Consider the following 15,441-nt stretch of genomic DNA (forward strand, 5'->3'; position numbering starts at 1 on the left):
CTCTTAATACCAACGAAAATAAAATGAGTTACAAGTCATCTGTGGATTTCAAAAGCTTATAGATATCCTCAGACTGTTCTTTAACTGAATTGAATAAGTCTCCTGAATAGGTTTCAGGTAAACTTGGCTCATAGATGGTGACTTTATTAGAGTCATTCTTCGCTAAAGTAGCCAAGATCGGTACTTTCATAGTTTGACTTAATAAAGTACTACAAAGTGGAGTACAAACTTTCTGCAGTTGCTCTAATGAATTAGGTTGCCAGCACACGGATGCCTCAGGAAGAATGTACAAAATGTGACCTTCGCTCAATAGCGTTTCACATTGTTTAGATAATGAAGTTGAGTCCTGTTCAATGTTGATAAACTCGTAATCTTGAAGTTGTGCTTCATAAGCAGTCTTAGTGCTTCTTTTCAAAATTGATAAGGATAATTCTGGACCCAAAATATAAAGTTTTTTAAAAGAGCGATTTATTTTCAACGTCTTTGAAATTAATTTGGGGAGACGCTGGTAGTAATCGATTTGAAATGCACTTACAATGAAACCCTTATTAGAAGATAATAACTCTGTCAAATTCTCTAATCCTTCGAAATGATTTAAATCTTCTTTCGAATATGAATGGTCTACGATTGTAGACGGTGTAGAAAATTTCGATTTAAAGTAGATTTTTGGTTTAATATAATCTTCAGCAAGTAAAAAGCTAAGCTTCCCCATCTGCACCATCTACCTCCTACGAAATGTTCATTGTTTTCTAAATAATAGAACTAAAGCCCAAATCATTGCTTGTTGACTAGTTAAATCTTATCATGTTTTTTTATGGTAATGGACATGTTTAAGTTGGGAAAATTTCTTGTAAAAAGATGAATTAAAATAAGAATTATAGGCTAAATTTCCTGAAAGTATATAATTATGAAGAAATATTAAAAGAAGTTCAGAAAATAGGGCAAAGGGGCTACTACTAATAATGGAATACAATTATGGGAATTTAATTAGAGTAGAGCGCTTGCGGCAAAATATGAAACAATCAGTCTTAGCCAGGGGGATTTGTTCGATTTCGTACTTAAGTAAAATTGAAAACAATCAAACATCTGCTAGTGAGGAAGTTCTTGAACTGTTGTTTGAGCGACTTGAAATTGAAGTACCCCTGTATCATGACTTTAGGTATCAAGCAGAGAAAGTGATTAAAGAAATTAGAGAGATTTTGAAAGAAGCGATTTTGACGCGAAAAAATGGTGATGAGCAGGAGAAAGTTAGAAAATATATGAACCATCCAGCGGTCAAACAGTCAAAATCAGTTTACACTACGCTCATGATTACATTGGCTCGTCTTGGCGTGATGCCAGGAGGTGACCCAAAGTACCTCACAGAAGTAGGCTGGATTGAAGATCAACTATCCACTGACGATCGCATTCGGTATAACATGTTGAAAGCACTTCAGTACTTTCAGGAGAATGAAAAAGAACTATCCTATAAATTAATAGAAGAAGTGACTGAAAAGTTACCTCATTCAGGAATTCCTGATTGGGAGACAGCGGATATTCGTTATGTCACGGGTGCTTTATATTACCGTTTCACAGACAATATACAAGCGCTTGAAAATCTTCAGTCTTCGTTAAGGTATTTTCAAGAGAATTTTTGTTTAGAAAGAATGATTGAGTGTCACATGATAATTGGATTGACTTATAAACGTCGAAAACGATATGCAGATGCACTTTCCTACAATCAAAAGGCACTAAAGGTTGCGAATGCGACTGATTTAAGAAATTATTACGGCATGCTTTATAACAACATAGGAGAAATCTATTCGTTGTTAGGTGAACAAGATAAGGCACTTACGTACTTTATGGAAAGCTTTGAATATAAAGTGGATATTAGAAGCAAATTATTCAGTGTTTTATCATTGGTAGAGGTAAATGCAAAACAGAAAAATGAAAAGGGTGTCCTTGATTGGTTAGAGACTGGACACGAATTGATGCAACAACACGAGTCGATTGAAGAGTTTAATCAGCACTTTGATATCTACTGGAACCATTTCAAAGAAAAGAATCGTCAAAGCGTGATGAACAGTCTAAAAAGCGCAGTTATTTATTTTGAAGAGCATGATGAGTATATGTATGCTAAAAAATATGCTTTATGGTTAGCTCAAGAATTAAAAGCTTCAGGAAAATACAAACTAGCAACAGACTACTATGAAAAAGTGATTTCAATCATGTCACAAGCAGAATGACGCCCTTTTGGAGCGTCATTTTTTATGACCTTTAAGCTTCTTTAGTCAGACGTCTTATGGTGTCGTAAAATAGTGCACCGTCCACACCTGTTCCTGAGCGAGGCGTTCGTCTTCGATATGACCGTTAAGGACTTGCTGTAATAAATGAATCAAGTGCTTCTGGAGATTTCCGTCATGTGAGCCACTATGCAAAATTTGCTCTTCGCTCGCAATGATATAAAATCCACCAATCCGCAAAGGAATATGCTTTCGAACCAAAGCCGTAGCGATTTGATACTTCGCTTGTTCGCCTGTATGAGGCACTTCGACTTCAAAACGTCCCCATTGTTTCAAATCTCCAATTTCTGAAAAAGGTGGGTCACGATGATTCAATGGCAGGACCTCCGATCCTAGCAATTTCTTTATAATCAGTATATCTTGTTTTCGGCTTAAAACGTGTAAAAATAAATGGATAGGGTATTCCACATCCACGTAAATGAATCGGTTTCTTTCCTTTCTATATTTTGTAAAAGGAATCCTTTCGAATTAGGCAAAAATGAGTCAAAAATAACACGGTTAAGAAGACCGTGTTATTGCATGATATGTTCTTTCGATGCGGGAAGTTCACAGATGAAAGTACTTCCTTCCCCATAAACTGATTCGACATGGAGTTGTCCGTCATGAGCTTTAGCAATCTCTTTACAGATAGCGAGCCCGAGCCCGGTCCCCCCGATTTTGCGTCGATCCGAGTTGTCAACGCGATAAAATTTTCCGAAGAGATGAGGAAGAGAGGCGGTCGGTATGCCCATTCCATGGTCTTTTACTTTGATCACAACCTCTTCATCTATGCGCTCGAGTGATACAAGAATATTCCCGCCATCCGGTGAATATTTGATGGCGTTACTTAACAGGTTGCCGAACAGCTGTCGCATCCCTTCTAAGTCGGCATCGATGACGAAATTTTGTTCGATATCAACGTCGATGAATAGCTCATGAAGGTCCGTTGTTTCTTGATAAAATGCGACGCTATTTGACACGAGTTCATATAGGTCGACCGGCTCCCATTCAAACGTCTGTTTTCCGGATTCCATCTTCTGCAAGTCTAAGAAATCGCTGACGAGATATGAGAGTCGCTTCGCCTCATCATGGATCGTATGCAAATACAGTTCTCGACGGCTTTCATTCAAGTCGCGCGACAACATGAGTTCGGTAAACCCATAAATCGATGAAAGGGGCGTTCTTAATTCGTGCGACACAGTCGTTACGAGTTCAGATTTCATCCGGTCAACCTCAGTCTCGGCGGTAACGTCACGTAGGACGAGCATTGTCCCACGGAGTCGACGATCACGATAAATACTTTCGGCATAGAGTTGGATAAAGCAATCACCTTGATCAATCGAAATCGTGAGCCCGTCTTCAGGTGGGTCTTGGGAGAAGACTCGCTCGAAGTACCGAACGAATTGCTCGTGTTGGTCGACGCGTTTTGCTAATTGCTCGATATCGATGTTGATGGCGGACAACTCTTCGTACCCTTTATAGTCAAAGTGAAGATCATCAAACATGCGGATGAAGGCACGATTTCCGACGACAGTGTCATCTTCATAGTTTACATATAGAATAGCTTCACGCACCGAATTAATCAGTTGGGCCGTTTCTTTCCGATCCTGTTGCATCTGAAGATAGAGTTGCATCCGAAGAAGTGAGATGGCGAGCTGGCTTGCGAACGCGTTTAGTTCGGACTTTTCACTTGCATCATACTGTTCATCATACCGTGCCAAATAGAGGCAACCAATCAGACTATTCTCGGACGGGTCCATGATCGGGATAACTGATTCATAAATATAATACGGATACGTGTGTAACGCATCAACGACCCGTTTCGACGTTGCGGCGGGTAACTTTGAAATCATGACGCGTTTGAGTAAAAGTGAATCTTTTTTGAGACTTTCTTGTTGTTCTTCGGTCATTTCTTTTGGTACGACAGACGTAATTTCTCCGTCTTTGGCGAGTAGGAGCGCACCAAACTCGGATTTTGTGAGTAACACGATTTTTTCGATGACAGATGAATAATCAAATAGCGATTCTTTTGAGGCCAATACTCCGATTAATTCATTACGATATTGAAGGTTCATTTGATTTATCTTGGATTCGTTTAGTACACTCTCGAGCTTTGCTTTCTTGGTCTTCAATCTATGGTTTTGTTCAGTCATCCGTTTGATGAGCGGACGCCCGATGAGTAAGATGGCACTAATGAACATAACTAACCCGATCATCCAAATCCATCGAAGGGCTGTGAGTTCGAGAGTAGAGACATCCCCATCTCGCACAAACCAAGCGCCAATCGCGGTCAAAATGATACTAAATCCACATACGCTATATAAAATACTGAGTATTCGACGACTGTTGAGTTGTTCAATCCACTTGCTGATCATTCGTTTTACTTCCTTTCTTGAACATAAAAACGGGGGTCATCCTTTCCTTGCCCTGCATTCTACGAAACGGGAAAAGGAAAATGAAACTAATTTGCTTATGCGATGTGTCTATTGTCTATGTTGCTTTCACATACACGAATTTACCCAAAATGATTAAAAGATACACATGTCCACTTTCTCACCATTGACATCATTCACATAAACTATTATCTTGAATTTAAGATAAAAAAGAATGAGGAGTGTGAGTGAATGTTATCGATTGAACCGTCTGCTTTGACTGAAATCGACACGTATAAGTTTTTGATTGGCAGCATTGTGCCGAGACCGATTGCCTTTGTCACAACACGACATGAGGATGTGATCAACGCAGCTCCATTTAGTTATTTCAACGTGGTTTCTTCCGTTCCTCCGCTCGTGTCGGTCTCTGTCCAACGAAAGGATGGAGTGATGAAGGATACAGCACGAAACGCGCTGCGCACGAATGAATTGGTGATTCATATCGTAGATGAAACGAATGTCACCCATGTGAATGAGACGGCTGCAAACCTTACAGCCGATGAGAGTGAACTGTCTCGCACGAACTTCACGATTCAACCAAGCGAAGTTGTTTCGACACCTGGGATCAAGGAAGCAAAAATCCGATTTGAGTGCGTATTACATCACCACCTCCCGATTGAATATGACGGAAAGACGACTGCGGATTTGTTGATTGCACGAATTGTCCGTTTTCATATCGACCGTAATTTATATAAACACGGACGTATCGATGCAAAACAACTGGCTCCGGTCAGTCGAATGGCGGGGAATGGTTATGCGACACTCGGTGAAATTTTCGATTTGAAACGTCCGGAATAATTGATAAACGTGTCCGTTTTTTCTAAAGAACGGACACGTTTTTTGGGTAAAGAAGTTAGGAAGCATATTTGCGTACGGTATTTCTTTCATTCCGAACCTTGCTTATGTCACAATAAAGTCAGAACATTCTAACTTTCAGTCATCCTAGATTAGAGAAAAAAGGGGAGTCCGTCATGTACCGTCCAACTGTCCAATCGATTATTACTGCCATTGAAACCGTGATTGTCGGAAAAGAAGAAGTCATCGCTAAAAGCTTAACTGCTTTGCTAGCAGGGGGGCATGTCCTTTTAGAAGATGTACCAGGTGTCGGAAAGACGATGCTCGTTCGTACGTTTAGCCGAGCGATCGACCTAGAGTTTAAGCGCATTCAATTCACACCTGACATGTTGCCATCCGATTTGACCGGTATTTCGATGTATAACCAAAAAACGAGAGAATTCGAATATCGTCCTGGTCCGCTCATGGGGAATATTATATTGGCGGATGAAATCAACCGGACTTCACCGAAGACGCAGTCGGCTCTTCTTGAGGCGATGGCGGAGCGAAGTGTGACAGTGGATGGGGAATTAAAAGTACTACCTTCACCATTTTTCGTCATGGCGACACAAAATCCGATTGAACATGAGGGGACGTATCCATTACCTGAAGCGCAATTGGATCGTTTCTTGCTCAAAATTGAAATGGGCTACCCGACATTCAATGAAGAAATTGCACTGTTATCACGTTTTGAAAAAGACGAGCCGCTCGAAACCCTTCATAGCGTAATTACGAAGCAAGAAGTCGAACGTATGCAGCGTGAAGTGAGAGATGTCCACGTATCGAGTGCGGTTAAACAATACATCGTGCGATTGGTACATGAGTCTCGGAAAGATCCGCATACGTACTTAGGCGGAAGTCCGCGGTCCACCCTTGCCTTGATGAAAGCATCACAAGCGTGGGCATATATTCATAATCGTGATTTCGTGTTGCCAGATGATGTCAAAGCACTGGCGACGAGTGTTCTCGGACATCGTGTCTTGTTGACGGCGGAAGCGCGTTATAAGGGTAAAACGTCGAATCAGTTGATTCAAGACTGGCTCGATACGTTACCTGTCCCGATGGATCGTGAGGTCAACGAGGTATGAAAAACTGGATGAAGCTGTTCGTTGTATGGGCGGCGGCATTCGGATTGTATTCATTTGCCCGCATCGAAGGAAGTATTGTCGCTTCGACGTTATGGTGGTCGTTCGCGGTGTTGACCGTCTATTGGACGCTTTTCATGATCTATCCAGTCACTGCGGCGAACGTCTCGCGACGTGTGACGACGAAACGTCTCGTCTCCGGTCAGGTGATGGATGTCGAACTGAAAATCGAACGGAAGTATCCTTTCTTGATTGGGATGGTGACGTTAGAAGAGCGAATGCCACAACGCTTAATTGATGAGGATAAGACTATTATCGTGCCGGTAGACCGTTTCTTCCGGCGTGCTGAAGTTGTCGAGTATAAAATCGATGCAATCAAACGAGGAATTCATGTCTTTGATCGAACGATTCTCCATGTTCGTGACGTGTTTGGGTTATTCGACCGTAGACGGACGATACGAATCGAGACAGTCGTTGAAGTATCCCCTGCTGAGCTGCCGTTTGATTTGCCACGAGATGAGCACGTCGGAGGACGTGGTGAGCAATATCGCCAAACGCGTACGTATACAGAAGTGGCCAATACGACAAGCGGAGTGCGTGAATATGCGGCAGGAGACCGAATCGGACGGATTGATTGGAAGGCATCTGCACGTCGAGGCAACTTGATGACTAAAACGTTTGACCAGGAACAAGAAAAGAAGCTCTCGCTCGTGTTTGTCCCTTCGGTCTCTGCTGGTTACGAGGAAGCGTTTGAACGCTCTTTGTCGCTACTCGTTGGTGCGATTCGCCAGTTAGAACGTAAAAATTTGCCGTTTGAACTATATGTGATTGAAGACCAGGTGAGGTTGTTTCATCTTCCGGACCAAAGCGCTGAGGTCGGTCATTACTTGCTGACTGCGACTCCGGAAGCGGAGGGGCGTCTCGTCGAGAGGGTGAAGCAGAATCTGCCCCAACAAACGGGGGATCTGATTTTAATCAGCCCGTTCGAGACCACGTCAATCCGGGAGCTCATGCATGAAACACAAGGAAGCTATCATCTATACACTGCGGTAAGTGAGGTGATGACATGAGAACTTGGGTGACCCGCATTGTTTATACGATACTTGCCGCCTATTTGTTGTCGTTCTGGATTGAACCGATTGTTGGAAGTACAACGTTTGATGTGAATTGGCCGTTTTATTTGCTTCTCATCGTGCCGATGTTCGCAAGTCTTCTCCCGTGGACTGCTTTTCTTAGTATTTCATTTCTCAATTTTCTAGTCGTCCTATACGTTTATCACGGAAGTATTTTCGACTGGTTCGGGATTTGGATGGAAGACTTCACAGGTGTCATAAGCGGAGAGTTACCAAACGAGGCCATCTTCTTCTCTGCGATGGCGCTCATCGGGCTTCTGTTCGCCGTTCTTGTCGGACGAACGTATCCAAGTTACGGATTTGTGCTTGGGATGATTGTATCCACACTTGGTGTCATGGCTTACTTCGACACGTGGACACTATATGACGGTGAAGGTGACATCCTTTATGCTATCATCACATCGCTGCTCCTGTTATTCGTCACGGATTTGGCGAAAAGACCGAGTCAATCACTCGTTCGGTTTGTCAGTATCGCTTTGTTGCTCAGTGTCGTTGTGGCCCTTGCGAGTGCGTCGCCGACGCTCGAGGGGGATTGGTCCGATCGAATCACCACGAGTTTCCGAAATGCGACAACAGAAGGCGATGGGAACGGACCGGGGCGTGTCGGATATGGTGTTAACGATGAGGCGTTAGGTGGCCCGTTCGAACAAGATGACGGAATCGTCTTTATTGCACGCGGTGCACCGGCTCGCTATTGGCGTATTGAATCAAAAGCGATTTATACAGGGAAAGGTTGGATTGCGGCACCGGTACTCGATTCCAACTACAATCGTGGACAGTTAGTGGACGCGGAAGTGGATACGACACCGGAACAGGCGATTCTGCGTTTTGATCGTCGACAATCGTTCGTTCCATACGGTGGTGAATATCCACAAGCGGCGGAAACGGAATCTGGTACAGAGTTTTTGGTCGGTGATATAGAGCGGGATTTCCCGAACGAGACAATCAACATTCAACCTTCCGGGAAAATTGTATTTAAGAACGAGGGACAAGCGACGCCACGAACGATTCAACTCCGCTACAGTGTCCCCGCTTTCTCTGAAGAACAGCTCGATTTAAACGAAGACGTAACTTCGCTTACTGAAGAAGAAACGCAGGTCTATTTACAACTTCCAACCTCGTTACCGGATCGGGTGAGAGATTTAGCTGCTGAAATCACGGTGGAGAGTGAAACTCCGAACGAAAAAGCAGAGGCGGTTGAAGCTTACTTCCGGAATGGAGAATTTCAATATGATACGGAAAACGTGGCCCAACCGCAAGGCGACACGGATTACGTCGACCAGTTCTTATTTGATACACAAATCGGCTATTGTGATAACTTCTCGACATCAGCAGCCGTCTTGTTGCGAGCAAATGGCATTCCGACACGTTGGGTAAAAGGATTTACGATGGGAGATACGCGGGGGGTCATTCAAGGGGAAGAAGAACATACGATTCGTAATCGTCATGCTCATTCATGGGTTGAGTATTTCATTGAAGGTGCGGGCTGGGTTCCGCTAGAGGCGACAATCAGTTTCTCGGACGCTAACTTACTACAAATGGAGCAAGAGACGGATACGAATGATTCGACCCCGGCTACGAACGATCCACAAGCGTCTCAAGACAACAATCCGCAAAATCGTCCACAAGAAGATTTATTAATCGATGATGTGACGACAGGTGACGTTCAAGAAGAGGGGCGCAGTATTCCGATATGGGGATGGGTGATCATTCTCTTCGTCGTGGCCGTCCTCATTTGGAACCGGAAGATCATCGAGCGACAAATTATGTACGTCTGGTGGATGAGTCGTCCGCTCACAGACGGAAGTCTTGTTTCGATGCATCGTTATTTGATGAAGCGGCTTCGGGCAAACGGATTTAAAGTCGAAGGTCGTACGCCTTCAGAGCTCGCGAGAGAAGTCGACGCCTACTACGAAACGAACGACATGACCCGTTTGACGGCCTTATTTGAACAAGCGGTCTATGCCGAACAAGAACCGAATTCGAAATATAAAGAATATTGGAAAATCATGATTCGTCGAATTATGAGTTGAAGTGACGGGATGCATCAAGTAAGATAGACGCATTAGTTAGATAATTGAACATGGCATTCCTTCGTATATACTCGTGAATTGGCGCGAGAGTCTCTACCGGACCACCGTAAATGGACCGACTATGAAGGAGCACGTTTCGTATACAAAGAAAAGGACGTGCTTCTTCTTCGGTTTGGATAATCTGGGGGAGAGGCGCGTCTTTTTTTGAGGAGAAGGCAGAAAGGTGGAGATTTCGTGAAAGTAGAACAAGAAATGATTTTGGTGCTCGACTTTGGTGGGCAGTATAACCAGTTGATCACGCGTCGTGTCCGTGACCTTGGCGTATACAGCGAGTTGCATTCGCATAAGATGACGGCAACCGAGATTCGCGAATTGAACCCAGTCGGCATCATCTTCTCAGGTGGACCGAACAGCGTATACGCGGAAGGCGCATATCGTTGCGACCCGGAAATCTTCGAACTCGGCATTCCGATCTTCGGAATCTGTTACGGCATGCAACTCATGACGCATCATTTTGGTGGTCGTGTCGAACGTGCTGCACACCGTGAATACGGGAAAGCGACATTATTCTCAACGCCGGAAGCCTCAGCGATTTACAACGGCCTTCCAGTCGAACATACGGTATGGATGAGCCACGGTGACCTCGTCATGGAAGCACCGGAAGGATTTATCGTCGATGGAACGAACCCGTCTTGCCCGGTCGCTTCAATCAAAAACGATGAGTTGAAAATGTATGGCGTACAATACCATCCAGAAGTTCGTCATTCTGAGTATGGGAATGACATCTTGAAAAACTTTATCTATGAAGTGTGCGGCGCGAAAGGCGAATGGTCGATGGAAAACTTCATTGATATTGAAGTGGAGAAAATCCGTGAAATCGTCGGGCACAAACAAGTGCTCTGTGCACTTTCAGGTGGGGTCGACTCGTCTGTCGTTGCGGCGCTTGTTCACCGCGCAATCGGTGATCAGTTGACATGTATGTTCGTTGACCACGGTCTTCTTCGTAAAGGGGAAGCAGATAGTGTCATGAAGACGTTCGCGGACGGCTTCAACATGAAAGTCATTAAAATCGATGCGCAAGAACGTTTCTTGACGAAATTGGCTGGTGTGTCAGACCCTGAGCAAAAACGTAAGATCATCGGAAACGAGTTCATCTATGTGTTTGATGAAGAAGCTTCGAAACTTGTCGATATGGACTTCCTCGCACAAGGGACGCTCTATACAGACATCATCGAGAGCGGAACAGATACAGCGCAAACGATTAAATCACACCATAACGTCGGTGGGTTGCCTGAAGACATGAACTTCACGTTGATCGAACCGCTCAACACGCTCTTTAAAGACGAAGTCCGTGCGCTCGGTACCGAGCTCGGTCTTCCTGACTATATCGTTTGGCGTCAACCGTTCCCGGGTCCGGGCCTCGGAATCCGTGTCCTCGGTGAGATCACGGAAGAGAAGTTAGAAATCGTCCGTGAATCGGATGCTATTTTGCGTGACGAAGTGAAGAAAGCAGGTCTTGAACGAGACATCTGGCAATACTTCACGGTGCTCACACCAATCCGCTCGGTCGGAGTCATGGGTGACGAGCGTACGTACGACTATGCTGTCGGTGTTCGTGCGGTCACTTCAATCGATGGGATGACGTCAGATTGGGCACGTATTCCATGGGATGTACTTGAGAAAATCTCTGTCCGGATTGTCAACGAAGTCAGCCACGTCAACCGTGTGCTGTATGACATTACGTCTAAGCCACCTGCAACAATCGAATGGGAATAAGCGGAACAGAGGGGATTCCCCTCTGTTTTGTCTTAAAACCGAACATTAACGTTCTTTTCAGATATAAAATCCGTGAATTTAGTTGACATTCTATTTTCACGCTGATACGATAAGGACGTTCTTATTATAACCGAACAATTATAAAATAATTTGCCGTATAATATCGGGGATATGGCCCGAGAGTCTCTACGAAATCACCTTAAATGATTTCACTACGGCGAGACATAGATGAGGGTGAATGCCCTCGTATGTTTCGCGTGGGGTCCTCGGTCATTTGCCGGGGACCTTTTCTCGTTTTACGGCGAGTACAAGGAGGAAAACAAATGAGCACACAGCTCAAGCAAGAACAGCAACAACCATCAACAACGAGTCGGGTCGATCGCTATTTCCAACTCACAGCACTCGGGACGAGTGTTCGCACGGAACTTGTCGCAGGCTTCACAACGTTCCTTGCGATGGCGTACATCCTCTTCGTTAACCCGAACGTTCTTGGAGCAGCAGGGATGGATACAGGAGCGGTCTTCGTGGCGACGGGTCTTGTCGCAGTAGTCGGTTCGTTGACGATGGGACTTCTCGCAAACTACCCAATTGCGATTGCGCCGGGCATGGGCCTCAACGCGTTCTTCGCATACAGTGTCGTCATCGGGATGGGTATACCATGGCAAACGGCTTTGTCAGGTGTACTCGTATCAGGTCTCTTCTTTATCGTATTGACGCTCTCAGGGATTCGCGAAACGATTGTTAACGCAATTCCGGCTCCGCTCAAAATGGCGGTCGCTGCAGGGATTGGTTTCTTCATTGCTTTCATCGGTTTGAAAAATGCAGGCATCGTTGTTGCGAATGAAGCAACACTCGTAGGTCTTGGTTCGCTTGGAACGGGAACGACGCTTCTCGCGGTATTCGGACTTGTCGTCAGTGCCTTGCTTATGGCGCGCGACGTAAAAGGTGGTATTTTCATCGGGATGTTGTTGACGGCAATCGTCGGTATGATTTTCGGTCTTGTGCCGACACCGACAGCGATCTCAGACGTTGTATCAATGCCGCCGAGTATGTCCTCGACATTCGGTCAAGCATTCATCAACTTCGGTGAGGTTTTCACGCTTCAAATGCTTATTGTCATCTTGACGTTCTTCTTCATCGATTTCTTTGATACGGCTGGAACGCTCGTTGCCGTAGCGCGTCAAGCTGGAATCATGAAAGAAAATAAAGTACCGCGTGCAAGTAAGGCGTTGATGGCTGATTCGACAGCAACTGTAGCGGGTGCGATTTTTGGAACATCTACAGCGACTTCATATGTTGAGTCGTCAGCAGGTGTCGCGGCAGGCGGACGTACAGGATTAACTGCAGTCTTTGCAGGATTGTTCTTCGGTTTGGCGTTGTTCTTCTCGCCTCTCTTGGCAGTTGTTACGGCACCAGTCACGGCTCCGGCACTCATTATTGTCGGTGTACTCATGGCTTCGGCTCTTCTTGATATTGATTGGAAGAAAATCGAGATTGCAGTCCCTGCATTCTTGACGATTATCATGATGCCACTTACGTCATCAATCGCAACAGGGATCGGGCTCGGATTTATCCTTTATCCACTCATGATGATTGCGAAAGGGAAGACGAAAGAGATTCATCCAATCATGTATGGAATGTTAGTCATCTTCTTGGCATACTTCATGTTCTTGCCACACGCATAAGTTCATTTGAAAAGCCGGCTCTTTTATTAAGAGTCGGCTTTTTTGTATGCAGTATTCTCGGGAAGGAATGGGTCGTACATGGTGATCGCGTGATTTTCTGTGATGAATTCGTTTCGAAGGTGTGTGCCGTTCATTGAAGTGACTTCTTTAAATATTTGGTTATGTCGTATCGTCCCGCCCCACCATTCACGGGTGAAATGATGATTTTCTTCATATATACGATACTGTTCTTTATTCGGGATGTTCGAACGCCATTTCCCGACGAGATGATCTCCTTCTATATATAGAAGAAGTTGATACGTTTGTGCGGTTTGATTGGTGATTTGCAGATCCAGATAGTTATAAGAACAGGTGGCGCCACTACCGAAAGGCTGATCTCGTCGGTAGTCAGGGAACACATCATAACTGTGGCGATAGCGTTCGGTTACCGTCAACGGACTATGTAAGGTAATCCAATAGATGAGGTTGGACAGTTGACAGAGACCACCGCCGATTCCTGAGGTCACTTTTCCATAGTGGAGAATCATTCCCTCTACATAACCTTTGCGTTTCGTCGGCTTGCCGGTCACCTTCCAATAAGAGAGAACTTCGTTTGGAGTCAGGATGGAGCCGTTCAGTTTGGCGATTGCAATCTTTAGATTGGTTACTTTGTTATGTTGAACTTCCATGTCGATGTCACGGAGTTAACGATATAAACGAGTGCGGTGTGTATGAATCAGATATGGCATCGGGTCAAGGTTTCGTTTTGAAACATATTTTCGTTTGTCCGTAATCCATTTGAGTCTTCTCTTTAATGTATAGACTAGGGTACCGGACCACGGTTCATCTACAACAAGCTGCTCGAGGACCGCATCGCCATCCGCGGGGGACCGGACCGAAGCGGAGACCGGCGACACCCGCTTCCTACAAGACCCTGTTCCCGTTCCTCGCCGAGGCGGACAGCCTCGCGCTCGCGAACGTCGACACCGCGTTCGCGAAGTTCTTCGCCGGGACGGCCGGCTTCCCGGCCTTCAAATCGAGACGACGATCACGCGCCTCCTACACGACGAACAACCAGCATGGCACGATCCGCATCGAGGCAGACAAGGTTCGTCTGCCGAAGGTCGGGTTCGTGCGGTTCACACAACATCGTCCGTTCGAGGGCGTCATCCGGTCGGCGACGGTCTCGATGACGAGGACGGGCAAGTTCTTCATCTCCATCCTCGTCGAACAGGACGATGAACCATGGATTCCAGCCGAGAATAAGGTCGGGATCGACCTCGGTTTGAAACACTTCGCTGTCATGACGAACGACGCGAGGGTCTCCGAGAAGATTGACAACCCCTGACTCCTCCGGAAGTCCGAAGAAAAGGTCAAGAAGGCACAACGGGCGCTGTCACGCAAGAAGGCCGGGAGCCGGAACCGGGAGAAGGCCAGGCTGATCCTCGCCAAGAGACATGAGAAGATCGCGAATCAATGCAAGGACTTCCTTCACAAGCTGTCGAGACGGATCGTTGACGAGAACCAAGTCATCGTCGTGGAGACATTGAAATTGAAGCATATGATGAAGGGTCACAAGGTAGCGAAGTCGATTGGAGACGTCAGCTGGTATGAGTTTGTCCGTCAACTCGAATACAAGTGTACCTTCTACGGACGGACGCTCATCAGGGCAGACCCATGGTACGCATCGACGCAGATCTGTTCTTCTTGCGGCGAGAAAGGTCAGAAGAAGACGATGGATGTCCGTCGAATGGACATGTGCTTGGGGCGCTCATCATGACCGTGACATCAACGCGAGCCTCAACCTATTGATGTTAGCTGACTAACAACCATTCAGGGCAGGGACTGCCCGACGAGCTTGGTCCATAACCGTGGCTGGTAAGAGCACGGTCTTCCCAAGAAGCTTCCCCTTCAATTTGTGAAGCAAATAAGTGGCGAGTAGTTCGCGGAGTTGAGATTCGAACTCTGAATGATACGAAAAAATATTTAAAAGTTTTTTTAGAATAATGCTTGCAAGATTGAAAATCAGGTGATATAGTTATCTCTGTTGCCAACGACAAACGTTGAACAAACGAAAAGTTGTTGACATTGAAACGAATTAAATGTTATTATCATTTAGTCGCCAAGAGCGACGGACGAACTTTGAAAACTGAACGATGAGGCAAAAAAAGTTTTACAATTTTTGAATGAAGCGCAAGCTTCGTCAATTTAAGAGCTATATCA

The 15,441-nt window shown here is 45.3% G+C and carries 11 protein-coding genes, 1 pseudogene and 2 riboswitches; of the genes and pseudogenes, 8 read left to right on the forward strand and 4 right to left on the reverse strand.

Translation table 11 applies throughout. The features are described 5' to 3' along the window. Positions 1-28: 28 nt before the first annotated feature. Positions 29-712 carry a hypothetical protein gene (locus KNO98_RS13390; protein ID WP_214701332.1) on the reverse strand — a complete coding sequence of 228 codons (684 nt, stop codon included), beginning with the start codon at positions 710-712 and terminating at the stop codon, positions 29-31. Between the two features lie 250 nt (positions 713-962). Between KNO98_RS13390 and KNO98_RS13395 the strand changes: the two genes are divergently transcribed. Next, complete coding sequence (locus tag KNO98_RS13395) at positions 963-2,225, forward strand: tetratricopeptide repeat protein (protein WP_026824357.1); 1,263 nt, start codon at positions 963-965, stop codon at positions 2,223-2,225. Positions 2,226-2,279: 54 nt separating this feature from the next. Here the strand turns inward: KNO98_RS13395 and KNO98_RS13400 are convergent, their stop codons facing one another. Continuing rightward, a complete protein-coding gene (locus tag KNO98_RS13400; protein WP_214701334.1) occupies positions 2,280-2,597 on the reverse strand; it encodes a hypothetical protein in 318 nt (105 codons plus the stop codon). Between the two features lie 197 nt (positions 2,598-2,794). Beyond that, positions 2,795-4,636: an ATP-binding protein gene (locus tag KNO98_RS13405; protein WP_214701336.1), complete on the reverse strand. Its 1,842-nt coding sequence runs from the start codon at positions 4,634-4,636 to the stop codon at positions 2,795-2,797. Between the two features lie 249 nt (positions 4,637-4,885). On the opposite strand from KNO98_RS13405, the gene KNO98_RS13410 reads away from it, so the two are divergent. The 6 genes from KNO98_RS13410 (at position 4,886) to KNO98_RS13435 (ending at position 13,239) form a co-directional block, all read left to right on the forward strand. Then, positions 4,886-5,491 carry a flavin reductase family protein gene (locus KNO98_RS13410; RefSeq protein ID WP_214701338.1) on the forward strand — a complete coding sequence of 202 codons (606 nt, stop codon included), beginning with the start codon at positions 4,886-4,888 and terminating at the stop codon, positions 5,489-5,491. 173 nt (positions 5,492-5,664) lie between these two features. Next, positions 5,665-6,615 carry an AAA family ATPase gene (locus KNO98_RS13415; protein ID WP_026824353.1) on the forward strand — a complete coding sequence of 317 codons (951 nt, stop codon included), beginning with the start codon at positions 5,665-5,667 and terminating at the stop codon, positions 6,613-6,615. Continuing rightward, a complete protein-coding gene (locus KNO98_RS13420; protein ID WP_214701340.1) occupies positions 6,612-7,682 on the forward strand; it encodes a DUF58 domain-containing protein in 1,071 nt (356 codons plus the stop codon). Before KNO98_RS13415 ends, KNO98_RS13420 begins: the two co-directional genes overlap by 4 nt. Next, positions 7,679-9,778: a transglutaminase domain-containing protein gene (locus KNO98_RS13425; RefSeq protein ID WP_214701342.1), complete on the forward strand. Its 2,100-nt coding sequence runs from the start codon at positions 7,679-7,681 to the stop codon at positions 9,776-9,778. Before KNO98_RS13420 ends, KNO98_RS13425 begins: the two co-directional genes overlap by 4 nt. Positions 9,779-9,819: 41 nt before the next feature. Next, positions 9,820-9,920, forward strand: a riboswitch (purine riboswitch). A 110-nt stretch (positions 9,921-10,030) separates the two neighbouring features. After that, a complete protein-coding gene (gene guaA, locus KNO98_RS13430; RefSeq protein WP_251129415.1) occupies positions 10,031-11,554 on the forward strand; it encodes a glutamine-hydrolyzing GMP synthase in 1,524 nt (507 codons plus the stop codon). Positions 11,555-11,687: 133 nt separating this feature from the next. Further along, positions 11,688-11,789: riboswitch (purine riboswitch) on the forward strand. A gap of 88 nt (positions 11,790-11,877) precedes the next feature. After that, entirely contained in the window at positions 11,878-13,239 is a 1,362-nt protein-coding gene (locus KNO98_RS13435) for an NCS2 family permease (protein ID WP_214701345.1), read from the forward strand. Between the two features lie 26 nt (positions 13,240-13,265). Here the strand turns inward: KNO98_RS13435 and KNO98_RS13440 are convergent, their stop codons facing one another. Continuing rightward, entirely contained in the window at positions 13,266-13,907 is a 642-nt protein-coding gene (locus tag KNO98_RS13440; RefSeq protein ID WP_251129565.1) for a VanW family protein, read from the reverse strand. 150 nt (positions 13,908-14,057) lie between these two features. Here KNO98_RS13440 and KNO98_RS14860 point away from each other — a divergent pair. Continuing rightward, positions 14,058-15,044: pseudogene (locus tag KNO98_RS14860) on the forward strand (RNA-guided endonuclease TnpB family protein); the annotation flags it as partial. Positions 15,045-15,441: the final 397 nt, after the last annotated feature.

The sequence above is a fragment of the Exiguobacterium sp. s57 genome, from assembly GCF_018617685.1.
GTDB classification, from domain to species: domain Bacteria; phylum Bacillota; class Bacilli; order Exiguobacteriales; family Exiguobacteriaceae; genus Exiguobacterium; species Exiguobacterium marinum.

Bases quoted from the DNA above. Each gene is read 5' to 3' on its own strand.
- KNO98_RS13395 (WP_026824357.1), top strand. From the start codon at position 963: ATGGAATACAATTATGGGAATTTAATTAGAGTAGAGCGCTTGCGGCAA.
- KNO98_RS13425 (WP_214701342.1), top strand. From the start codon at position 7,679: ATGAGAACTTGGGTGACCCGCATTGTTTATACGATACTTGCCGCCTAT.
- KNO98_RS13435 (WP_214701345.1), top strand. From the start codon at position 11,878: ATGAGCACACAGCTCAAGCAAGAACAGCAACAACCATCAACAACGAGT.
- guaA (WP_251129415.1), top strand. From the start codon at position 10,031: ATGATTTTGGTGCTCGACTTTGGTGGGCAGTATAACCAGTTGATCACG.
- KNO98_RS13415 (WP_026824353.1), top strand. From the start codon at position 5,665: ATGTACCGTCCAACTGTCCAATCGATTATTACTGCCATTGAAACCGTG.
- KNO98_RS13410 (WP_214701338.1), top strand. From the start codon at position 4,886: ATGTTATCGATTGAACCGTCTGCTTTGACTGAAATCGACACGTATAAG.
- KNO98_RS13440 (WP_251129565.1), bottom strand. From the start codon at position 13,907: ATGGAAGTTCAACATAACAAAGTAACCAATCTAAAGATTGCAATCGCC.
- KNO98_RS13405 (WP_214701336.1), bottom strand. From the start codon at position 4,636: ATGATCAGCAAGTGGATTGAACAACTCAACAGTCGTCGAATACTCAGT.
- KNO98_RS13420 (WP_214701340.1), top strand. From the start codon at position 6,612: ATGAAAAACTGGATGAAGCTGTTCGTTGTATGGGCGGCGGCATTCGGA.
- KNO98_RS13390 (WP_214701332.1), bottom strand. From the start codon at position 712: ATGGGGAAGCTTAGCTTTTTACTTGCTGAAGATTATATTAAACCAAAA.